The sequence below is a fragment of the Candidatus Culexmicrobium sp. genome (genome assembly GCF_058356305.1).
This window is the reverse complement of record NZ_JBTVBB010000012.1, coordinates 39,996-63,242: the sequence shown is the minus strand read 5'-3', so window position 1 is coordinate 63,242 and position 23,247 is coordinate 39,996. Positions and strand designations below refer to the sequence as shown.

The window sequence follows — 23,247 nt, the reverse complement described above, 5'->3', positions numbered from 1 at the left end:
CTAGTATTTTTCCTCTCTAATATATGGTTTCCCCAGGGCTGATGGTGCACCTATACGTTTTCTAATTGTTTCCTTTGCTCCAATTGATAAAACTATTATGGTTGAGGCGTATGGTAGCATTGCCAAAAGATTTGGAGATATTCCTAGAGGTTGTAGTCTAAATTGAAGTGCTCTTATTCCTCCAAAGAAGTAGGAGCCCCACATAGCTCTAAGTGGATTCCATAATGAAAAAATTGTTAATCCAATTACTATCCAGCCAATGCCTGCAGTTAGATTTTCAATCCATGCAGGAGTATATGATTCTGAGAGATATGCTCCAGCTAGTCCCGACAGAATTCCACCAATTAGTACGCATAAATATCTTATCGCAAACACATTTATTCCTGCTGAGTCGGCTGCTGCTGGATTTTCACCTACAGCTCTAATTTTCATCCCAAAACTTGTCTTAAATAGGATTACCCATAAAATGACGGCAAGTATCATTGAAATGTATACTAAGGGATCTTGTTTAAAGAGTGATGGACCAATTATTGGAATTTCACTTATAATTGGAATTTTAATGGGGATTATAGTTACTGGTAGAGATATGCCAACATATTTCTGTCCAATTATTGAACTTAATCCTAGTCCAAGCATGGTTAAGGATAGGCCTGAAACAACTTGGTTAACCTTTAATGTTATGCTGAGGAATGCATGTATTAGGGAAATTAATCCGCCAACTGACATTGCTACTAAAATTCCAAGCCAAGGATTCTTAAATGTGAATGTTACTATATATCCTGTAACTGCTCCCATAATCATCATACCTTCGACTCCTAAATTTATAACACCTGATTTCTCAGCATAGATTTCCCCTAATGTAGCTATTAATATGGGTGTGCCTGCTCTTATTGCTGAATGTAACAATGCTTCAATATATTCTTGCATCATTTAACACCTATTCTCAACTTATATTGAGATAAAATGCCGCCTATTAAAATGAACATTAAGGTTATTCCATTAAAGACATAAACCACTGCGACAGGCAATCCTAAAATTATTTTCATAACGTAGCCACCAACAAGTAAGCCTCCAAAAAATATAGAGGCGATTATAATTGCAATGGGATTAAGTCTACCGAGCCAAGCTACAATAATAGATGTAAATCCATATCCCATAGAAATACTCTCGGGATATCTCAATCTATAATGTATTCCTGCGATTTCACCTACACCAGCAATTCCAGCTAATCCACCACTAATAATCATTGAGAAAACTGCTATTTTCAAATAACTTATTCCCGCATACTTTGCAGCCTCAGGATTTTCTCCAGTTACTCTAACTTCATATCCTATTGTAGTGTACATTATAATTAAGTAAACTATAAATGCAACTGAAATTGCAATTAAGAGTGTAGGTACGTGTATCCTTGTTCCAGGAATAGTTACGAGTTTTGCTGCACTTGGTATTTCATCTGTTATTGGATAGCCCCACTCTTTAGCTCCACGCCAGGGACCATAAATTAGATATCTAACAAGTTCAATAGCTATATAATTCATCATCATAGTTGTAATTACTTCATTTACATTGAGTAAAACTTTTAATACTGCTGGAATTATAGCCCATATAGCTCCAGCAATAAACCCCCCTAAAAACATTGCTGGAATTATGAAAGGTTCAGGTATGTGAGTGAATAGAGCTATTCCAGTGGCTGCTATTGCACCTAGAAGTAACTGGCCTTCAGCGCCTATATTCCACATTTCAGCTTTAAATGCTAATGATAAGCCAACTCCGCATAGTATCAGTGGGATTGCCTTAACTATTGTCTCACATATTCCAGATTGACTGCCATATACATGAGTGAGTATTACATTGTATGCCAGTACTGGATTTATTCCATAGACTTGAAAAATAAATCCGCTTACAAAAAAGGCAAATAACATGGAAATAGATATATAAATGATAGAGAGGTATTTTGGAGGAGAGATTCTTCTTTCGAATTTAATTTTAATGGTCATTAGCTATCCATCCCTAATTCCAGTCATCATTAATCCTAATCTCTCAATACTAACTTTTTCAGCATTAATTTCGCCAATTATTTCTCCTTCAAACATAACTGCAATTCTATCGCTTAGAGCTAATATTTCATCTAGATCTTCAGATATAAGAAGTATTCCTGAACCTTCATTTCTCCGCTTCAACAGAAGTCTCCTAACATATTCAGTTGATCCAACATCTAACCCATAGGTTGGATGAACAGCTATTATAAGTTTTCTTCCAATTGAAAGTTCTCTAGCTAATATCATCCTCTGTAGATTACCGCCTGAAAGTAGTTTTGCCATTATTTCTTCATTAGGTGTAATTATGTTATATTCATCGATTAATTTCTTAGCATAATTTTTAATTGCGTTATAGTTTAGAAACATCCATCTTGAGAATGGAGATTTGTTATAATTTCTTAAAATTAAATTTTCAGCTATACTCATATTTGGAATATATCCCATCCTTCTATCTTCTGGTATGAAAGCTATTTTCATTTCACTTAGATTTCTAGGATTCAATTTTTCTATTTCAACTCCATTTATGAATATTTTTCCTGAAATTTTTCTTCTAAGTCCAACAATTGCTTCAACAAGTTCTTTTTGACCATTTCCTGCAACTCCAGCTATACCATAGATTTCTCCACTATAAACTGTAAACGATACATCCTTAACCGCCAGCACGCCTCTATCATTCAGAACTCTAAGACCTTCAACTTTTAGTATTGGGTCTCCGATTAGACTTGGCGTCTTCTCTAATTCAAAGATTATATCTCTTCCAACCATCATTTTTGCCAGCATACGTTCATTTGTCTCATTTGTCTTTAGTGTTGCAACTACTTTTCCTCTTCTTAAGACGGTTACTCTATCACTGACTTCCATTACCTCCTTCAACTTATGGGTGACAAATATTATGGCTTTTCCTTCACTGGCTATCTTCCTTAAGAATTTGAATAGCTCCTTTGTTTCAGTAGGGGTTAAAACGGAGGTTGGTTCATCTAGGATTAAAATCCGAGCACCTCTACAAATTATTTTAATTATTTCTACTCTCTGTTTTTCACCTGTAGATAACTGCCATATTTTAGCATCTAAATCAACCTTTAACCCATACTTTTCCATAACATTTTCAACTTTAGCTCTTACTTTGTCAAGTGGATTCCAAAATGGTATTTCAAGTGATAAAGCTATGTTTTCAAGCACTGATAACGTATCTATGAGCATAAAGTGTTGATGAACCATACCTATTCCGAGGCTTATAGCATCTCTTGGTGATGATATATTCACCTTTTTACCATCAATATATATTTCACCTTCGTCTGCAGTGTAGATTCCATAAAGAATATTCATGAGAGTTGTTTTTCCAGCTCCATTTTCACCTAAAAGTGCATGGACTTCACCTGCTTTAACCTTTAAAGTTACATGGTCATTTGCCAATACTTCAGGAAAACGCTTTACAATGTTTCTCATTTCAACAATATATTTCCCCATGTTCTAGTTCTCCTAAAAATAGAATATGGATTGGAGCGTAATTTACTTTGGAATACTCCCTACAATGTTGTCCACAAACCAATTCATCGTCCATAATTCATCGTGGCTTGCACGTTGTCCGGGCGGAATTCGTAGATTGCCTTCTTGATCGTAGATTGGACCTGTAAATGGATCGAATATCACTGTTGGTTCACTCATTTGTTGCAATCGCTTCATAACTAAGTCATAAACACTTATTTCACCAAATTCAGGGTGATCTATTTTCTTCTCTTTTAGTACTGTTTCAAACTTCGGATTGATAGGTACACCAAAGTCGGCTCCAAGTTCAACTGCTCCTTCACGTAGCATCCACCAATAATCAACATTTTCCAGATTTGTTGTGTTATATGCCCCTGCATATATTTTTGCGAGAATGTCTTCGTAGATCTTCTCCCATTTAACTAATTGTCCACTAACACATACATCTGGACCATAGGAAAGCATTGGGCTATAATGGGCGAAAGCATATATTGGTTTTCCAGTATCATAATACTCTTGAGCAACTTCAACTACTGTCGGAGAATCCTCAGTAAACGCCAATACATCACATCCTTCACCTATTAATGATTCTGCTGCTTGCCTAGCCAATTGGGGATCATACCAAGTGTTAATCCACACTACATGGACTGTTGCATTCGGATTAACTTCCTTCACTCCTAATGCAAAGGCGTTAATATGCCGAATTACTTCTGGTATTGGATGTGCTGCTACATATCCTACCTTATTTGTTTGTGTTAATGCGCCCGCCATTAATCCATTTAAATAGTATAGCTGATAGAATTCTGCGAAGTATGTACCCACGTTAGGGGCTCGCCTATACCCTGAGCAATGGAAGAATATTATGTTTGGATACTTTTTGGCCGAGTCAATTGTAGGATTCATAAATTCAAAGCTTGTAGTGAAAATAACTGTATAGCCTTGATCTACGAGCATGTCCACGTATGTTTCAACTTCGCCCGCACTTACACTTTCAATATATGTTGTTTCTAGCCATGGAAACTTATTTTCAACATATCTTCTGCCAACATCATGTGCATGGGTCCAACCTAAATCTCCTATGGGACCAACGTATATCCATGCCGCCTTTATTTTCCTTTCTACTGGTACTTCAACTTCCACTTCCTTTTCAATTATTTTTGGTGGAATTAGAGCATAGGTTAGTCCTGCTCCAATAATTAGGCAGACTATAGCTACCCCTATAAGGCTAGCATACTTATTTGTGGACATATAGTCACCATGAAAAACTTTGTTACAAGTACATTTTAAATATTATTTTACATGTCCATTTAAAATTTACATAACTGATTAAAAAATTTATATCCCCCACTATCCAGCATTAAAGGTAAAACCACACACCGTAGAATTTATTAAAATATTTAGGGTATCATTGAGCGTTAGAGGGATGTACTTGAAAGTTGGTGTCTATGTTTGTCATTGCGGAAAAAATATTGCTGATATAATTGATATAAATAAAGTAGTTGATGCAATTTCAAAAGTAAATTATGTCTCACTAATTAAGCATTATCCATTCATGTGCTCTGAACTTGGACAAAAAATGATTATTGATGATCTTAAAAAGGGAGAGATTGATAGAGTTGTTGTAGCAGCATGCTCTCCTAGAATGCATGAGGAGACATTTAGAAAAACACTGGAGGAGGCGAATATAAATCCATTTCTCCTTGAAATCGCTAATATTAGAGAACAGTGTTCTTGGGTTCACTATGATGATCCTGAAAAGGCAACATTAAAGGCCATCGACCTAATCAAAGCGGCCATAGCAAGGGTAATTAATTATCAACCAATAGAGAAGATTACACTTCCTGCTCGAAAAGAAGTCCTGGTTATTGGCGGAGGTATAGCTGGTATTAGAGCTTCTCTTGACCTCGCTAAGGCTGGATTTAAAGTTTACTTAGTTGAGCGTGAACCCAGTATTGGGGGTCAAATGGCTAAATTAGATAAGACATTCCCCACATTAGACTGTTCTCTTTGTATTCTCACTCCTTTAATGAATGAAGTTGCTAGAGATGAAAACATAACACTTCTAACCTACTCTGAAGTTATAGATATTTCCGGTAGAGCTGGAGATTTCAAAGTTAAAGTGGTTAGAAAGCCAAGATATGTAGAGAGAGATAAATGTATTAGCTGTGGTGATTGTGCAAGAGTTTGCCCAGTTAAAGTTCCAGATGAATTTAACTATGGTTTAAGTTATAGAAAGGCAATTTATCGGCCTTTTGCTCAATCAATTCCAAGTTCATATCTTATAGATCCGAAGCATTGTCTATATCTTACCAGGGGAGTCTGTCAACTATGTGCTAAGATCTGTAAAGTTAAAGCAATAAACTATGAAATGAAAGAAGAAATTGTTGAGTTAAATGTTGGCGCAATAATTATTGCAACTGGTTACCAACTATATGATGTTAAAAAACTAAGTGAATACGGCTATGGGAGATTTAAAAATGTAATTCATGGTATGGAATTTGAAAGAATTTCAGCCGCAGATGGTCCAACGAAGGGTAAAATTATTTGTCCATCAAATGGTAAAGCACCTGAAAACGTAGCAATCATATTGTGTGCAGGATCAAGAGATGAAAATCACTTACCATACTGCTGTAAAGTTGGATGTATGGTTGGATTAAAACACGCTTACTATATTACATCCTCTCTACCAAATTCAAAGATATACATATTCTATACTGATATACGAGCTGCAGGAAAAGGATTTGAAGAATTTTATCAAAGAATAAGGAAGCTAGAAAACGTTTATCTAATTAAGGGGAAACCAATGGAAATTATAGAAGAGAATGGAAAGCTTGTTTTTGACGTATTTGACATAACAGCAAACGAACTATATAGATTTTCTGCTGATTTAGTTATATTAGAGCCTGGACTAGTACTTAATCAACATATTAATCCATTGATTTCAATGTTAAAACTCCCCCTCAGCCAAGATGAATTTCTTCTTGAGCTTCATCCAAAATTAAAGCCTGTTGAAACAGCTGTAAATGGTGTGTTTATCTGTGGATGTGCACAGGGACTAAAGGATATTCCTGATACAATCGCTCAAGCTTCAGCAGCTGCAGCTGCTACAATATCACTTTTAGCTAAAGGTGAGGTTGAAGCAGAACCATTTATAGTAGAAGTAGATGAAGACTTCTGTAGTGGCTGTGGAATTTGTATTGCATCTTGTCCATACAATGCATTAAAAATGGACCTAGACAAAAAAATTGTTAAAGTCGAAATAGCGATGTGTAGAGGATGTGGAACATGTGTTGCAGCATGTCCAAACAATGCATTAACACAGAAACACTTTTCAGATGAAGTTATTGTTGAAGCAGTTAAAGCTCTATTAAGTTAAGGTGATCGATTGATCTTTAATTATTATTATTTTAATAAAATTAAGAAATTATATTTGCCAAATAATATAAATGTTAAAATATTGTCACCTAGGAAAATTGAGGTAAATAACGAATCAAAAATGGTTAGTTTAGTTCTCAAAAATCCATGCGAATTACCCTCTCTTTCATCATTCTTAGCATATGCAAAGAATATCGCTGTTGTTGTTAATGATCATGAACGTCCCACACCAACAGCTAGGATACTAAGCTATATCCATCATGATATCAAACATTATGATTTAACGTTTATAGTGGCAAGCGGTGCACATAGACCTCCTAATGAAACGGAATTAAGGCAGATATTTGGAAAATTTTATGATGTTTATAGGGATAATATTGTGATTCACAATTGTAGAAACTATGATAAGCTGACTTATATTGGTGAAACAAGCTTTGGGACTACATTACTTGTAAACAATATTCTCTTAGAATGTGATAAAATAATTGTTATAGGGTCAATTGAACCACACTATTTTGCAGGATTTACAGGTGGAAGAAAATTTCTTCTTCCCGGAACTGCAGCCTATAAATCTATAGAGCAAAACCATAGACTCGCATTGGATGAGAGGGCTAAACCCTTAGCCTTAACAGATAACCCTGTCCATGAAGATATGATGAACTCATTAAAACTTCTTGATAGGTATGATGATATCTTTTCAATAATGACGGTATTAAGTGGGAAAAATAGCGTTTTTTATGTTTCAGCAGGCCATATAAACACTTCATTTTATAGGTGTGTAGATAATGCAATGAAAATTTACTGTGTCCCAGTTAAAGAGAAGGCGGATATTGTAGTCGCAATTACACACTCTCCTCTGGACAACAATTTATATCAAGCTCATAAATCAATAGAGCATGCAAAGTTAGCTCTTAAGAAAAATGGCGTACTAATCCTAGTTGCAGCATGTACTGAAGGTATAGGTCCACCGAATTTCTACAATTTATTGTCAAGCTCTAATAATCCAAATGAAATTTTAGAGAAAATTCAGAAGAAATATCGTCTGGGTTACCATAAAGCTGCCAAAATTGCTGAATTACAAACCTGGGCTGAAATATGGGCTGTCACGAATATGAATAAAGAAACATTGGAGAAGATACGTATAAGACCATTCAAAAACCTACAAGATGCGATTAGTGAAGCGCTAAGATTTAAGGGTAAAGATTCTAGAGTACTAATTATCGATAATGCCTCTATGGTTGTACCTAAAATTGATTAGTTGGATGATTATATGATTTTCTTTAAAATATCACTTATATTTGATTTATTTAGCTGTAATCCTAAGTCATCAGGCTTTAAGCCTAGAGCTAAGCCTAATAGTTGTGTATAGTATACCACTGGTATTGGGTTTTTTGCTCCAATAATCTTTAATGCCTCTTCCTGTCTTTTATCTAGCATTTCGCCTCCATGAGGACAGATAACAACAATTCCATCAACTTCTGCTTCACTTGCAACCTTAATTCTGTTTCCTGCTAGGGTTAAACCTGAATCTATATTAGTTTTTGAAATTGCCCATCCACAGCATTCAAGCCATCCCATATGCGACTTAGCCTTAGCTCCAAGAACTTCAATTAACTTTAAAAGCTTTTTAGGTTCAATGGCATCATCTGGTCTACCTAGCTCTGTAGGTCTAATAAATTGGCATCCTGAATGTGGAGAAAATGTTAATTTTTCAAGGTTTACTTCAATCTTTTTTCTAATATTTTCAAGCCCAACATCATCATATAATACTTCAATAATATGCTTAAACCTTAAGTCTTCTTTATATTCTAAGTCTTCTTCTTTTAATATTTCATTGACCCATAATTCCAACTCATCATTTTCACTTAATATTTTCTTAACATGAGTAAAAGATAAATGACACCAATTACACAGCAATATTACTTCCTTGTCATATTCCTTCAGAACTGCCATGTTCCTAGCTGAAAGATAAATCCATCCATAGGCATTAACACTTCTTAAAGGCATGCCGCAACATGAAATATTTTCTGGGTCTTCAAGTTGAATTCCTAATTTTTTCATAACATTTCTTGTTGAAATTTCATAGCCATACTGTTCTGTTAAGACTGTACATCCTGGATATAATATATATTCCATTTTAATCACCAACTGTCTTCTCGAAGGCTGTCATCACCGCAAGTTGATATTTTTCTAAGTTTTTAGGACCTCTCACTGGTGGTAGTCCAAGTGTTCTACGAGTATATGTTCTTCCATCCTTTCCAATTACTTCTACTTGTTCTTGGATAAATCCTGTTTCTAAAGTTGTGCTAAGCATTTTCATATAAGCCTCTGGTAGGCTTGCACCCATATTTATGGATAAATTCCTCAAGGCCAGAAATACTTCAACTGGTGAAACACGTTGAGGACATGCTTCCTTACATTTTAAACATTGTGTACAAGCCCATATCACATCTGATTTCAATAACTCTTCAATAATTCCAAGCCTAACTTTATCTACAACTCTATGCGGATAATTCTCAAGTAAAACCATTATTGTACATCCACTTGTACATTTTCCACATTGCATACAATTTAATGGTTGCTGGTCTCCTGGAATCTTTAATATTTTTTCAAGTAATTCTCTCTTAGAAATTTTAGTTAGACTTGTAACTGCTTCACCCATATTTTAATCCTCCTTTAATTCTCATGTAGTTTGCATTATTAATGATTTAAGCTTTCTGAAAGTCTATTTTCTCTCTTAATAGTTCAAATTGACGGTTCAATCACCATACAAATCAGCTTGACTATTATTGCCTCGAGTATGGTAGTCTCCTAATTAAATACAAGTCGAAAGAAGGAAAAATATTGGAACGTTATTTAGGAAGTTTTCTTTCTCTAAGTGTTCTGATTAATGCTGGAAGTATCTCGTATAAGTCTCCTACAATTCCGTAATCTGCAGCTTTAAATATTGGTGCTTCGGGATCCTTATTTACTGCAACAATTATTTTTGAACCCTGTATTCCAGCTAAATGTTGAACTGCACCTGAAACACCAAATCCCATATATAATTTAGGTTTAACTTTATGTCCTGAAAGTCCTACCCAATCTGGTAACCATTTGAGGTCTGCTGATATTGGTCTTGAACAGGAAACTTGTCCCCTTAATAAATCTGCTAATTCTTCAAGCATTTTGAAATCTTCTTTACGCTTAAATCCTCTTCCACCAACTACTAGTATTTCAGCTTCCTCTAGTGGAATTCCTCTAACTTCCTTTTCTCTCTCTTCGATTACCTTTATTCGAGGTGAAGTTATTTTAATTTCTTCTATCTTTACTATTTCACCTTTTATTTCTTCTCTTTTAATTGCTTCAAAGGTTTTAGGCGGGACAGTAATTATTGCTGGTTTTGATTTTATAATTTCTGTTGCAATAGCTTTTCCAGCATAGACTGTCTTTTTAACTTTAAAGGCGTTTTTGTCAATATCATAATCGATATCGATACACTCAGTTACGCATCCAAGCTTCAACTTTGCAGCTATTTTTGAAGCTATGTCTTTTCCATTTTTTGTTGAGCTTAAAATTATTGCGGTTGGGTTATATTTCTCAGCTATTTTTACTAAAAGGTCTGCATAAACTTCAGGAATAACTTCTTTCAACTCTTCTTTCTCAATTACATATACTTTTTCTGCCCCATATTGAAATAACTCCGACGGGTTTTCAGCTCTACTCGAAAGCAGGATTGCTGCAGTTTTGCACTTAATTTTTGAAGCTACGTCACTTGCCTTTGATAATAATTCGCCCATTAAATTAACATTCTCTGAGAATACCCAAATCTCCCCAGTCATTTTCTATCCTCCTAAAACTCCCTCCTTAGCCAGTAATTCTATTAGTTCTTGAACTGCTTCATCTACTGGTTTATCCTTTATAATGTACATCTTACGTTTCAGTTCTGGTGCATAGACATCTAGAATTTCAACTGCAGGTTCTATTATGTCTAAGCCTAGATCATCTATGGTGATTTTATGAATAGGTTTCTTTGAAGCTCGTAGAATTGCCATTAATGGAGGTAGACGTGGAACATTAATTTCTCTTGTAACTACCAGTAATGCGGGCAAATTGACTTCTACCACTTCATATTTATCCTCTAAATCTCTTTCAGCAATAATTTTTCCATCCCTAATTTCAACTGCTCTTACATAGCTTATACATGGAATATTTAGGATTGCTGCAATTCTTGGTCCTACTTGACTGGAATAAGAATCTATTGTAGCTTCTCCACATAGTATTAAATCGAATGGTCCATATTTGTTGAGTGTAGCTGCCAATACTTCAGATGTAACATATGTATCTGCATTTTCAATTTTTTCATTTAAAATTAAGACTCCTTCATCTGTACCCATAGCTAATGCTTCTCTTAATACTTCTCTTGCTTTTTCAGAGCCAAATGTTATTGCAATAATTTTTCCTCCATGTCTTTCTTTTATTCTAACTGCTTCTTCGACAGCATTTCTATCAATGTCACTCATTTTTCTCGGCACTCCCGTAATAATTGGTTTCCTAGTGTTTTGATCTATTCTTAATTGTGATACATCTATGGCTTGTTTAATACATACCGCTATTCTCATAAGTTTAGCCTCCTGTAAATTCATTTACACATGTAAATTTAACGTTTAGCATCGATTGCTTCATTAAGTTTTTATTATTTTAAAGTTAAATTATGTCGGAGGAATCTCTATGAGTAAAACTTCCCGTATTTCTGGCTTCTACAAATTGTCTATACATGAAAGATTAATGAAAGTGAAGGAGTTTGCTAATTTAACTGATGAAGAAACTAAACTGTTAACACAAACTGGTAGACTTTCACTTGACTTGGCAGATAAGATGATTGAAAATGTCATTGGAACTCTTGAACTCCCACTAGGAATCGCAGTTAACTTTCTAATCAACAAGAAGGATTATCTTATTCCAATGGCTATTGAAGAACCTTCAGTAGTAGCAGCTGCCAGTCATGCTGCAAAGTTAACTAGAGCTGGTGGAGGAATATTCACTCAAAGTACGGGTCCATTTATGATTGGTCAAATTCAACTTGTAGGTGTCATGTCGCCTTATAAGGCGAAATATGTTATTTTAAGTCATAAAAATGAAATTTTAGAAATAGCTAATCAGCAAGACCCAATACTCGTTAAGTTGGGTGGAGGAGCAAAGGACCTTGAAGTTAGAATAATCGATTCAATGCTTGGACCAATGGTGATAACACATTTAATTGTTGATGTCAAAGATGCAATGGGCGCGAATGCAGTTAACACTATGACAGAAGCAGTAGCCCCTTACATTGAAAAGATAACTGGAGGCAAAGTATATTTAAGAATACTCTCAAACTTAGCTGATAAACGATTAGTTAGAGCATATACGAGAGTACCGAAAGAAGTTTTAGGTGGAGAAGATGTTGTTGATGGAATAATCTATGCTTACGCCTTTGCAGCTGCGGATCCTTATAGAGCGGCTACACATAATAAGGGGATAATGAATGGAATAATAGCTATCGCATTAGCCACAGGTAATGATACAAGGGCTCTAGAAGCAGGGGCACATGCCTATGCAGCTAGATTCGGAAGATATATGCCCCTAACTGTTTGGGAGAAGGATGAGAATGGCGATCTAGTAGGATGGATAGAGCTTCCATTAGCTGTTGGAATAATTGGTGGTGCAACAAGAACAAACCCGATAGCTAAAGTTTGTCTAAAAATTCTGGGTGTAAAAAGTGGTGTTGAATTAGCTGAAATTATGGGTGCAGTTGGATTAGCACAAAATCTCGCAGCAATAAGAGCGCTTGCAACGGAAGGAATTCAAAGGGGACACATGAAACTTCATGCAAGAAATATTGCTATCATGGCTGGGGCAGTGGGTAGAGAAATAGATCAAGTAGTAGAAGAAATGATAAAAATGCGAGTTATAAGAATTGATAAAGCTAAAGAAATTCTCATGAAAATACGTTCAAGCAAATAACTGTGAGGGCATCATTTAACTTAGAAGTTAATGTAGAATGGAGAAATATGTAGTTAGTGTTTGGAAATCCAGACATCCAGTAACCTACTATGATATTTTACTTGTAGATACTCAAATTTTAAAGTTAATTTTTCAACTTCTTCTTTGAGTATTGCTTTGAGTTCTTCAATGACTTTAAATATGTTGAAGTATTCGTTAACTGCTTCGTCCAATGGTACTTGTTTAAATTTAACCTTTGTTCCTGGCTGAGCTTGTGCCAGTATGTCTAAATCATGAAGAATTACTGTGCCTATAATCGGATAGCCACCAGTTGTTTGAGCATCAGCCATCAATACTATTGGGTTTCCATCAGGTGGAATTTGTATAGCTCCGGGCATTGTACCACACGATATCAATCTACCTATGCCTCCATAAATTTCACCTTTCAATTTAGTTAATCTAAATCCCATCCTGTCAATGTAAGGTGTTACTATAAATATGCTATTAAGAAAGTCTTGAATAACTTCATCAGCGAAATAATTGTCATGGGGGCCTAATACGACCCGTAATGTAACTTCTCCATTTATAACTTGTTTAAACTTATTAGGAGCTTTTCTGGCAGGATAACTTTTGAATATGTTTTTATCTTTAAGTTTCCCTATATATAGAAAGTCTCCACTTTTTAAAATTCTTCCAATACCTGCTTTGGGATAATGTGATTTACTTCCCAATAATATTGGTTCTTCAATTCCACCTGCTACTGCAATATATGCGACTTGACCTTTTTCAAACTGCTGAATAGTTAATTCATCATTTTTTCTTAAAATCGTAGCCTGATATGTTGGAATCCTGTCACCGTTAATTGTTGCATAAACTTCTGCCCCTGTTATCGCTATTATTACATTTTTTAACGCTTTTAGTGTTAAACTACTTTGGAAAACTTCTATACATGCAGAGTTAAGATCATTACCGACGAGAATATTGGCTATCATGAATGATTTCTTATCAAGAGCTCCTGAAAATGGTACACCATATTTTCTAAAACCTATTCTACCTAAGTCTTGCACTGTCACTCCTGGACCTGCATTTAACACTTGTAATGTAACTTCACCTTTTCTCTCTATTTTCTTAGTTATTCTTTCAATTTTTCTTAGTTTTTCATATTCTTTTTCTGAAATGGGCTTAAATCTCACAAGATCCCCCGCATTTAGAAGAGTTGGTTTTGGAGAAGTTGGATCAAATAATTTTAATGGAGTTCTACCAATGATTCGCCATCCACCTGGACTTTCAATTGGATAAATTCCAGTTTGCTTACCTGCAATTCCAACTGAACCTGCTGGCACCCTTAATCTAGGTTTTTCCAATCTAGGAACAGCTATGACGTCAGGGACTTCACCCATGTATGTAAATCCCGGAGTGAAACCTATCATATATACCAGGTATGTCTGGCTTGAATGAATCTTAATAACTTCATCAATAGTCAAACCTGCATATTCAGCAATGAATTTAAGATCGGGACCAAATTCCCCGCCATATACTATGGGGATTTCAATAATTTTTCTTCTACCTACAATTTCTTCAATGTCTCTCTTTTTTACTTCATTTTCACTTTCTTTAATTACTTTCATTAAATTATCAATTGATACTCGTCCTGGATCATAATGAATTAGAAGAGTCGTATAGGCTGGAACAAATTCGAAGATCCCATCCATCTTCCTTGTTTTTTCTTCCAATTTCTTCTTAAGTGCAAGAACATAGCTATTCGCTTCTCTACTTATTTTATTTGCAACTTCAATTAATACTGCTGTTTCACCCATCATTTTTATCTTAAATTCTGAATATATCGTCATTGAACTCTCTCCAGTAGCTATCAGCTTCTTATCAATTAAGGTTATATAAAGGGTGCTCTTTTAAAGCCATTGGGAGATGTAAATTGAATCTTGATGCGTCAATACAAACAAAAATAAAAATAGCAGCAATAATTGCAGCATATAAATTCTGGGCCAGATATAAAGATTCGATTATACCAAACTTAAAAGTAAATGTTTCAAATAATGTTTTTCATATTAGTATTTCTCCAATAAATAGTAGTAAAATTGAAGTTAAGCTCAATAGTGAAGTTTTTAGAGTGAGCTATATGAACAATATTCTCAGTATTTTACCTATAACAGAAAAAAGTATCGAAGAAATTAGAGTTGAGTCTTCAAAGAAGGATGAAATTAAGCTTGAGGAAGGTGAAGTGTTAATCAAGGCTCAAACTACTGGTAAGATATTAAAAATTTTGGTTCAAGAAGGAGACTTGGTTGAAAAAGAGGATTTACTTCTAGTTATGGAGGCTATGAAGATGGAAATTGAGCTTAACTCTCCTCTGGCTGGGATTGTAAAGAAAATTTTAGTTAAGGTAGGAGATAGAGTTAAAATTAACGATCCGCTGATTATAATTGAGCGTAAAAATAAACTTGCATTGTTATAGGTGACTTTAATGGTAAAGATAATTGACTTAACTTTAAGAGATGCACATCAATCATTGCTTGCAACTCGCATGAAAACTGAAGATATGCTTCCGATCCTTGAATTGATGGATGACATAGGCTTTTATGCTCTCGAAATGTGGGGTGGTGCAACCTTTGATGCTCCATTAAGGTTTCTAAAAGAGGATCCCTGGGAGAGACTAAGAATTATAAGGAGTAAAATTAAGAAGACAAAGCTTTTAATGCTTCTTAGAGGTCAAAACTTAGTTGGATACCATCATTACCCAGATGATGTATGTATAAAGTTTGTAGAGAAGGCCTTTGAGAACGGTATAGACGTCTTTCGTATCTTTGATGCTTTGAATGACTTGAGAAATTTAAAGATAACTGTTAAAACAGCTAAGAAGCTTGGTGCTGAAGTTCAAGTATGCATGGTCTACTCAACAAGTCCAATTCACACTATCGACTATTATGTAAATCTCGCAAAGGAAATTTCCAGTATGGATATAGATTGTATAACCATTAAGGATATGGCTGGAATACTAAAGCCTTACACAGCATATGAATTGGTGTCAAGAATTAAGAAGGAAGTAGACTTATCCATTAATGTTCATTCCCATACAACTGGTGGTTTTGCTCCAATAACTCTAATTAAGGCAGTTGAGGCAGGTGCTGATTTTATAGATTGCGTAGTTTCTTCAATGTCAATGCATACTTCTCATCCTCCAGCAGAAACAATAACTGTCACCTTAAACAATACTCCACATGACCCTAAATTAAACTTAAAGTTATTACTGGAGGTTTCCAAATACTTTTGGAAAATTAGACAAAAATACCATGAATTTGATTATGCACTCAAAAATCCACCAGTAGATGCAAGAGTCATTGAACATCAAATTCCAGGTGGAATGTATAGTAACCTTCTAGCACAATTAAGAGAACAGAATGCTGAAGATAAACTCAGTGAAGTATTGGAAGAAGTGCCACGAGTCAGGAAAGATTTAGGTTGGCCTCCACTAGTTACACCATTATCTCAAATTGTAGGGACACAAGCAGTGATAAATGTGTTATTTGGCAGATATAAAGTGATAATTAAAGAAGTTAAGGACTACATAAAGGGTCTATATGGAAAGCCACCAGCATCAATAAATAAGGATGTCATGAAAATTGCTTTAGGAGATGAAAAACCCATACAATGTCGACCAGCAGACCTCCTAAAACCACTTCTAAATGAAGTAAAAAAGAAGTTGCCAAAAGATTTAGTTGTGAAGGAGGAAGACTACTTGACTTACGCACTTTTCCCTGAAGTAGCATTAAACTACTTTAAATGGAGAAAACGCTACTTGAATCGTAAAATTAGTCGTCTTGAAATAATGATAGAAGGGGAAGTTTATAAGGTTTCAGTTGAAGAAGATTTAAAGTAGCTTTCATTTTTCCATAGTGGTTTTTTACTATGTAAAAATCTTTCTTTACAAAGTGCAAAAATTTATGTTAGATTGCTAATTATTTGACGTAAGTCTTAAATATCATCATAATCTATATTCATCATGACATAGTATTAAATAGAAGATTTTGAGAGGGGAAAACTTTGAATCCCATATTATTTGAAACTATTCTAAAGGAAGCAAGAACTGCACCACTAATTATGCTGATAATCATTATGGGTGCAGCTTTCTATTTTATTCAACGTGCTAGACGAGGAATAGTGCCAAAAATACGTCGTGTCCCAGGATTAGATGCTATTGATGAAGCAATAGGTAGAGCTACAGAGATGGGTAGACCAGTATTCTGTTCACATGGAATTGCAGGATTATCAAGTGCAACTTATGGGCCTCAGACTATTGCTGGCCTCGGTGTATTAAGCTATGTAGCTCAAATGTGTGCGAGATATGGTACGAGATTAATTGTACCAGTCCGTGTCCTAGCCATATTACCCATTGCAACTGAAATTGTAGAAACTGCATATAAGCTTGAAGGCAAACCAGAACAATTTAGAAAAGAGGATATCATGTACTTATCACCGTGGCAATTCGCATATTCATTATCTTATATGAGCTTAATGGATCGAGAAAAAGCAGCTGCAAACATAATGATTGGTGCATATTGGGCTGAATCACTACAATTAGCAGAAACAGGATATAGAGCTGGAGCAGTACAAGTATCAGGAACAGCTAACACACATCAGATACCATTCTTCGTAGTAGCTACTGATTACTGTCTAATTGGAGAGGAAATTTATGCTGCAGGTGCGTACCTATCTAAAGATGCAATGATGCTTGCAAGCATTGTAGCTCAAGATGTTGGTAAATACATTGCAATGATACTAGGTTTTCTAGGAGCACTACTAACAACAGGTGGAATAAAAGTGATTGTTGACTTTCTTAGCTCTTAGAGGTGAGATGAATGGCCTGGTATAAGAGAGTTGAAATACCTGTTGCGATAACCGTAATATGTGCTATTCTGCAAGTAGTGCCATACTTCTTCAATATTCCACAATGGGAGGCAGTTGCAGATGACTTTGTTGAATGGCAAATGATTGTAGGCACTGCAGCTTTATTCCTAGGAGCAGGCTCACTATATCTACTTCACATACCTAAAGTTAAAATGAAGAGAGCAGGATGGGAATTTAGTGCATTGCTCTTAGCACTAATGACATTAATGATAATTGCAGGTCTACCCATACCACAACTAGGCCTCGGAAAGCAAAATCAAGTCTACCAGTTCATATATAGAAACATGACTGTAGCTCTATCATCAACGATGTACTCCATATTAGCGTTCTTCATAACTTCCGCTGCATACAGAGCATTTAAAGCTAGAAATATAGACGCCGCTATATTGTTAATCAGTGGAACACTTGTAATGCTGGGTAATGCGCCTGCAGGAACTGCTGCCTGGGCAGGCTTCGCCGATATTAAGACATGGTTATTCGATGTACCTAACCTAGCTACTATGAGAGCAATTAGAATCGGTGCTGGACTAGGTTCATTAGTATTAGCCGCGCGAACATTCATGGGTGTAGAGCGGGGATACTTCAGAGGTGGAGGTGAATAAAATGTCTGAAGAAGTTACGATATGGGAAAAACTAGAAAACATAGATAGGAGAATTATATATCTACTTTTATGGATTGCTGTACTATGGCCACTCTTATCACCTATAGGCTTACCAGTTTCGATTAGTGAAGAAACTAGGGTTGCCTATCAATTTATTGAAGATTTACCAGCAGGAAGTGTCGTAGTTGTATCTTTTGACCATAGTTTTGCCGGAATGCCTGAACTTTATCCACATGATTTAGCATTCCTCCACCACTTATTCTCAAGACCACTTAAAGTTGTAATAATAGCCATATGGTCAGAAGGCTCATTAGTAGCTGAAATAGCGCTCAAAGAGCTTAGTGCAGGTGAAGACCCAAGAACAGGAATCGAGAAAATCTATGGAAAGAAGTATGGGGAAGACTGGGTATTTCTTGGATGGATCCCAGGAGGAGAAACTGGAATGAGGGCATTTGGACAAGACATGCATACAGCTGCCCCTGCAGATTTCTGGGGCACACCCGTGGGTGATCTTCCAATGATGGCTGACATTAAAACAGCAGAAGATGTAGACCTGCTCGTAAGCATTGAATCAGGAACTCCAGGTGCCCCAGAATGGATTAGACAATGGTGGTCAATATATGAAACACCAATAATTGTTGCAATAGTGGCAGTAGGCGCACCAGAACTAGTTCCAGCTAGACATGCTGGACAGTTAACTGCACTTCTTCCTGGAGTAAGAGCTGCGGCTGAATATGAACAATTAGTGGGTAGACTTGGACTTGGAACAGCTTCTGCAGATGCACTATCGACGTCACATATACTGGTGATAATTTTCGTGATAATTGGAAATATTGGTTACTTTAGCCTTAGAGCTAAAGGGGTGAGAAAATAATGGCAGGAGAAATTGAAACTCTTGGAACTGCTGTAGCTGTATTATTTACATTGGCTGTTTATAGCTTTACATATCGTGAAAATCCATGGTCAAGATTGGCAGAGCATGTCTTCGTAGGTTCAGCTGTAGGTGTTGGTATAGCACTAAGCTTTGACTGGTTAATGAAGACTTACACTAAATGGACTGCTGATCCAGCTAAAGCTGGATTCTTCTGGCTTGCAATTCTATTTGGTTTACTTTACTACTTCTACTTCAGTAAGAGATACTTCTGGCTTTATAGGTTTCCATTAGCAGTTTCAGTGGGTACTGGTCTAGGATTGGCAGTAAGTAGATTGGTTAAAACACAGTTTGTTGATCAGATAAGAGCTACAGCTCAAATGGCATGGGTTGTACCTGGAGATCCATTAAAAAGCTTTAACAACTTCTTAGTTGTAATTTCACTTACTTTAGTCCTCATATACTTCATATTCAGCTATGAGTTAAAGGGTCCTGCTAAAGGTACCCTAGTTATTGCTAGATGGGTCATGATGGCCGGCTTTGGTGCGGCCTATGGATACACAGTGATGACTAGAATGGCATTATTCATTGGTAGATGTCAATTTCTACTTGGAATTCCACCTAATCCAGCTGAGGCGAAAACATTCTTCGGAATATTTGCTGTAATTATACTTGGCAGTCTATTAGCCTATGACTACTGGAAAAAGACTAAAGTAACTACTTCATCAACATAAATTTCCACTTTTATTTATTTTATTGTTTAACTTAATTCAATAAATTTAAAATTACACTATTCTTTGGGATATATTTCATTGCTCTTTATAATAGTTCCAGGATAAATTTTAGTGTGAGCTTTCACTCTACAGTTATTTCCTATAATAGCTCCTAGTTTTGAGATGAATTTTCCTCTAATTTTTACTGGGTGAAGTCTACTTACTTCAACTCCTGATGGCAGTACATTTAGGGTTGTGACTCCCGGCTCAACTACACTATTCATGCCAATGACTGAATCTCCAATGAAGCTTAACCTTCCTATACTTACTCTTGGCTGGATGTTTGATCTAGAAATTTCAGCATATGCTCCTATAATTGAATTTTTTTCTATGGAGGCATAATTCCTTATGAGTGAGCCTGTTCCAATATATACATTTTCACCTATATAGACTGGACCTCTAATTATAGCGTTGTGATCTATAACTGCCTTGGAATCTATTATCACAGGCCCCTCTATTATGGCTCTCGATGAAATATCTACATCTTTACTGATAATAGTGCTATTGATTTCTTTTAGAAGATTTTCTGTAGCTGTAATTAAATCCCATGGATAGCCTACATCAACCCACCAATCACCCCAAAGAGCTGTAACTATCCTCATTTCACTGGCAAGTTTATTAATTGCTAAAGTAACGTTCATCACCTCTTCAAGAATGCTGATGAATCGCCCTGGAAGAACATAAGCTCCTGCAACTGCATATTCTACCTCATATTTTTCCTTTGGTTTTTCAATAATTGATGTTAAAATGTATTTTTCATTGATTATTGGTAAACCATAGGTTGATAATTCCCTTTGAGGTGTAATGAGTATAGCTCCATCTCCATCTCTGTCGATATATGAGCTTAATAAGACTCTATAGGCTTCCTTTGGGACTATAATATCACCGTATGCTAATAGGAATATTTCATTTTCATCAATTAAATTTGAAGCGGAAATGATTGCACCTTCAACTTCAGGTTCTTTCTGTTTAATAAATTGGATTTCAATTTTATCAGTGTATTCCATTAATTCTTTTCTAAACAATTCAATATTGTTTACAACAATTATTGTGTTTTTTATACCTAGATTTATTAATGCATCTAAAACATAACCTATAACTGGTTTTCCAAGTATCTTTAACAGAGTTTTAGGATAATTTTCTGATAGAGGTTTCATTTCTCTACCTTCGCCACCAGCTAAAATTAGGGCTTTAAATCTACTTTCATTCATTTCCTTCACCTCACTCAACTGTAACTGTTTTAGCTAAATTCCTTGGTTTATCCGGATCATACCCCCTGGAAACTGCTGAATAATATGCTATTAGTTGCATTGGTATTACATATATTATTGGAGCTATTAATTGATTTATATTAGGCAAACCAATATAGGTATCCAAATGTTTTACTGTTCGTTTTTCACTTTGAGGAATTAAACCAATAGTATAGGCTTCACGGGCCTTCATTTCCATGATATTTCCTATCAAGCTTTCTCTATATTCATCAAGCAACATTGAAAATACTACGGGAAAGTTTGGTTCGATGAGTGCTATCGGTCCATGTTTACTCTCTCCTGCTGGATAAGCTTCTGCATGTATATATGCTATTTCTTTCAATTTTAACGCACCTTCCATTGATAATGGAACACCAATACCTCTACTTAGATAAAAGACGCTTTTTGCATCACTTAGCCTTCTACCTATTTCTCTACATTTAGCTTCATGTGCTCTAATGACTTTACTAGAAATTTTTGGTGTTCTTTCCAATTCTATCTCTATACTTTCAACATCTTCACCATATTGCTTTGCAGCTTGTAAGATTACTTTTAATAGTGTTATTATTTGGGTTGTAAATGTTTTTGTAGCTGCAACACCAATTTCTGGTCCAGCTCTAGTGTAAATGGCTATATCTGCCTCACGTGGAATTGCACTATCAATCACATTTGAAATAGCAATAATCTTTACATTTTTCTCCTTCATTTTTCTCAGTGCAATTAAGCTATCTATAGTTTCTCCTGACTGTGAAATAACTATACCAACATCACCTTCTCCAAATGCCTTAGAGTATTTTAGGTATTCAGATGCGATAAAGGTGAAGGATGGAAGTCCCAGTAATGAGCTTAAAGCATAATCAGCTACTAAACCTGCATGATAGGATGTTCCACAAGCTGTAATAAAAATCTTCCTTGAATTCATTATCAAGTCCACAGCCTTTGAAATTTCTTTTATATTTAATGATTGGAGAGTTCTTCGCATAGCTAATGGTTGTTCGTGAATTTCCTTTAGCATGAAATGTGGATATCCACCCTTCATAGCCATTTGGGGAGTCCAACTAATTACTCGAATTCTATCTCTAACATTGACTCCTCCTCGATCAAAACTTTCAATATATACTTCCCTAGGTGAGATGTATCCAAATTCACCGTCTCTTAAAATAATAACCTTATTGGTGAATTCTAGAAACGCGGGAATATCGCTTGCAAGAAATTTTGCTTTATCGCTTATACCTAAAACTAAGGGAGAGGTCATTTTAGCAAAGAAGATTTTATTTGGTTCTTGGGTAAAAATTGCTGCAAAAGCGAATGCTCCCTTTAGATGTCTTAATGTTTCTCTCAAAGCGTCTAATGGTTCCATTCCAACCTTTAAGTATTCCTCAAGTAGATGTGGAATAACCTCTGTATCTGTTTCGCTTCTAAAAATATGTCCCTTAATAACTAATTTTTCTTTTATTTCCATGTAATTTTGAATAATTCCATTATGCACAACTGCTATTTTTCCATTACAATCAATATGTGGATGTGCATTTTCATTGCTTGGCTTTCCATGAGTAGCCCATCGAGTATGCCCAATTGCAATGTTACTACGTGCATTTTTAAAGTCAAGAATCCTTGCTACATCATCAATTTTGCCTTTAGCTTTCCTAACGACAATTCTAATTTCCTGTTTATCTAAATATGCGTATCCAACTGAGTCGTATCCTCTATACTCAAGTCTCTTTAGACATCTACGTATAATAGAACCAATAGGTTCTCTTAAATAGTTTTCAATCGCTGTTAACCCTATAATTCCACACATAGTCTCAAAATAATATTTATATTATCCCAATTAAATTATAAGCTTGTTCCTTTTTCAAAATTAACATCACAGTAGATTATTTTATCGAGTTTATGATTTTACCTCATAACATAATTAGTTCATTATTTCTAAAAAATTTACAAATTTTATTCAAAATTTATTCATTC

The 23,247-nt window shown here is 35.4% G+C and carries 20 protein-coding genes; 9 read left to right on the top strand and 11 right to left on the bottom strand.

Annotation, left to right across the window (positions count from 1 at the left end; genetic code table 11):
- The 4 genes from ACW8TM_RS02660 to ACW8TM_RS02645 are packed head-to-tail and all read right to left on the bottom strand — an operon-like array spanning position 1 to position 4,772.
- Positions 1 to 927: an ABC transporter permease gene (locus ACW8TM_RS02660; RefSeq protein ID WP_491531729.1), complete on the bottom strand. Its 927-nt coding sequence runs from the start codon at positions 925 to 927 to the stop codon at positions 1 to 3.
- Positions 927 to 1,997 carry an ABC transporter permease gene (locus ACW8TM_RS02655; protein ID WP_491531728.1) on the bottom strand — a complete coding sequence of 357 codons (1,071 nt, stop codon included), beginning with the start codon at positions 1,995 to 1,997 and terminating at the stop codon, positions 927 to 929. The genes ACW8TM_RS02660 and ACW8TM_RS02655 overlap by 1 nt, the downstream gene beginning before the upstream one ends.
- 3 nt (positions 1,998 to 2,000) lie before the next feature.
- Positions 2,001 to 3,506, bottom strand: a complete 1,506-nt coding sequence (locus tag ACW8TM_RS02650) for an ABC transporter ATP-binding protein (RefSeq protein WP_491531727.1) — start codon at positions 3,504 to 3,506, stop codon at positions 2,001 to 2,003.
- 42 nt (positions 3,507 to 3,548) lie between these two features.
- Entirely contained in the window at positions 3,549 to 4,772 is a 1,224-nt protein-coding gene (locus ACW8TM_RS02645; RefSeq protein WP_491531726.1) for a BMP family ABC transporter substrate-binding protein, read from the bottom strand.
- Positions 4,773 to 4,932: 160 nt separating this feature from the next.
- Between ACW8TM_RS02645 and ACW8TM_RS02640 the strand changes: the two genes are divergently transcribed.
- Together ACW8TM_RS02640 and ACW8TM_RS02635 are read left to right on the top strand one after the other, a co-directional pair.
- Positions 4,933 to 6,900, top strand: a complete 1,968-nt coding sequence (locus ACW8TM_RS02640; RefSeq protein ID WP_491531725.1) for a 4Fe-4S binding protein — start codon at positions 4,933 to 4,935, stop codon at positions 6,898 to 6,900.
- A 9-nt stretch (positions 6,901 to 6,909) separates the two neighbouring features.
- Positions 6,910 to 8,157, top strand: coding sequence for a nickel-dependent lactate racemase family protein (locus ACW8TM_RS02635; protein WP_491531724.1), 1,248 nt, complete (start codon positions 6,910 to 6,912; stop codon positions 8,155 to 8,157).
- Positions 8,158 to 8,165: 8 nt separating this feature from the next.
- Here ACW8TM_RS02635 and ACW8TM_RS02630 read toward each other — a convergent pair whose 3' ends face one another.
- The 4 genes from ACW8TM_RS02630 to ACW8TM_RS02615 all read right to left on the bottom strand — a co-directional run bounded on the left by ACW8TM_RS02630 (position 8,166) and on the right by ACW8TM_RS02615 (position 11,500).
- A complete protein-coding gene (locus tag ACW8TM_RS02630) occupies positions 8,166 to 9,035 on the bottom strand; it encodes a CoB--CoM heterodisulfide reductase iron-sulfur subunit B family protein (RefSeq protein ID WP_491531723.1) in 870 nt (289 codons plus the stop codon).
- A gap of 1 nt (position 9,036) precedes the next feature.
- Positions 9,037 to 9,561 carry a 4Fe-4S dicluster domain-containing protein gene (locus ACW8TM_RS02625; RefSeq protein ID WP_491531722.1) on the bottom strand — a complete coding sequence of 175 codons (525 nt, stop codon included), beginning with the start codon at positions 9,559 to 9,561 and terminating at the stop codon, positions 9,037 to 9,039.
- A 190-nt stretch (positions 9,562 to 9,751) separates the two neighbouring features.
- On the bottom strand, positions 9,752 to 10,720 hold the full coding sequence (locus ACW8TM_RS02620) for an electron transfer flavoprotein subunit alpha/FixB family protein (protein ID WP_491531721.1): 969 nt from the start codon (positions 10,718 to 10,720) through the stop codon (positions 9,752 to 9,754).
- A gap of 3 nt (positions 10,721 to 10,723) precedes the next feature.
- Entirely contained in the window at positions 10,724 to 11,500 is a 777-nt protein-coding gene (locus ACW8TM_RS02615; protein WP_491531720.1) for an electron transfer flavoprotein subunit beta/FixA family protein, read from the bottom strand.
- Between the two features lie 76 nt (positions 11,501 to 11,576).
- On the opposite strand from ACW8TM_RS02615, the gene ACW8TM_RS02610 reads away from it, so the two are divergent.
- Positions 11,577 to 12,881, top strand: a complete 1,305-nt coding sequence (locus ACW8TM_RS02610) for a hydroxymethylglutaryl-CoA reductase, degradative (RefSeq protein WP_491531873.1) — start codon at positions 11,577 to 11,579, stop codon at positions 12,879 to 12,881.
- 53 nt (positions 12,882 to 12,934) lie between these two features.
- Here the strand turns inward: ACW8TM_RS02610 and pxpB are convergent, their stop codons facing one another.
- Positions 12,935 to 14,710: a 5-oxoprolinase subunit PxpB gene (gene pxpB / locus ACW8TM_RS02605; protein WP_491531719.1), complete on the bottom strand. Its 1,776-nt coding sequence runs from the start codon at positions 14,708 to 14,710 to the stop codon at positions 12,935 to 12,937.
- 83 nt (positions 14,711 to 14,793) lie between these two features.
- On the opposite strand from pxpB, the gene ACW8TM_RS02600 reads away from it, so the two are divergent.
- From ACW8TM_RS02600 to ACW8TM_RS02575, 6 genes are all read left to right on the top strand, one after another.
- Positions 14,794 to 15,333, top strand: coding sequence for an acyl-CoA carboxylase biotin carboxyl carrier protein subunit (locus ACW8TM_RS02600; RefSeq protein WP_491531718.1), 540 nt, complete (start codon positions 14,794 to 14,796; stop codon positions 15,331 to 15,333).
- Positions 15,334 to 15,342: 9 nt separating this feature from the next.
- Positions 15,343 to 16,755, top strand: coding sequence for a pyruvate carboxylase subunit B (locus ACW8TM_RS02595; RefSeq protein WP_491531717.1), 1,413 nt, complete (start codon positions 15,343 to 15,345; stop codon positions 16,753 to 16,755).
- Between the two features lie 164 nt (positions 16,756 to 16,919).
- Positions 16,920 to 17,723, top strand: a complete 804-nt coding sequence (locus tag ACW8TM_RS02590; RefSeq protein WP_491531716.1) for a DUF6754 domain-containing protein — start codon at positions 16,920 to 16,922, stop codon at positions 17,721 to 17,723.
- 11 nt (positions 17,724 to 17,734) lie between these two features.
- The gene (locus tag ACW8TM_RS02585; protein ID WP_491531715.1) at positions 17,735 to 18,385 is read left to right on the top strand and encodes a hypothetical protein; all 651 of its coding nucleotides are present in this window, start codon (positions 17,735 to 17,737) and stop codon (positions 18,383 to 18,385) included.
- Position 18,386: 1 nt separating this feature from the next.
- Positions 18,387 to 19,259, top strand: a complete 873-nt coding sequence (locus ACW8TM_RS02580; RefSeq protein ID WP_491531714.1) for a hypothetical protein — start codon at positions 18,387 to 18,389, stop codon at positions 19,257 to 19,259.
- Positions 19,259 to 19,990, top strand: a complete 732-nt coding sequence (locus tag ACW8TM_RS02575) for a hypothetical protein (protein ID WP_491531713.1) — start codon at positions 19,259 to 19,261, stop codon at positions 19,988 to 19,990. The genes ACW8TM_RS02580 and ACW8TM_RS02575 overlap by 1 nt, the downstream gene beginning before the upstream one ends.
- Before the next feature lie 56 nt (positions 19,991 to 20,046).
- On the opposite strand, the gene ACW8TM_RS02570 is transcribed toward ACW8TM_RS02575, so the two are convergent.
- Positions 20,047 to 21,240 carry a sugar phosphate nucleotidyltransferase gene (locus ACW8TM_RS02570; RefSeq protein ID WP_491531712.1) on the bottom strand — a complete coding sequence of 398 codons (1,194 nt, stop codon included), beginning with the start codon at positions 21,238 to 21,240 and terminating at the stop codon, positions 20,047 to 20,049.
- A gap of 10 nt (positions 21,241 to 21,250) precedes the next feature.
- Complete coding sequence (glmS, locus tag ACW8TM_RS02565) at positions 21,251 to 23,080, bottom strand: glutamine--fructose-6-phosphate transaminase (isomerizing) (RefSeq protein WP_491531711.1); 1,830 nt, start codon at positions 23,078 to 23,080, stop codon at positions 21,251 to 21,253.
- Between the last annotated feature and the right edge of the window lie 167 nt (positions 23,081 to 23,247).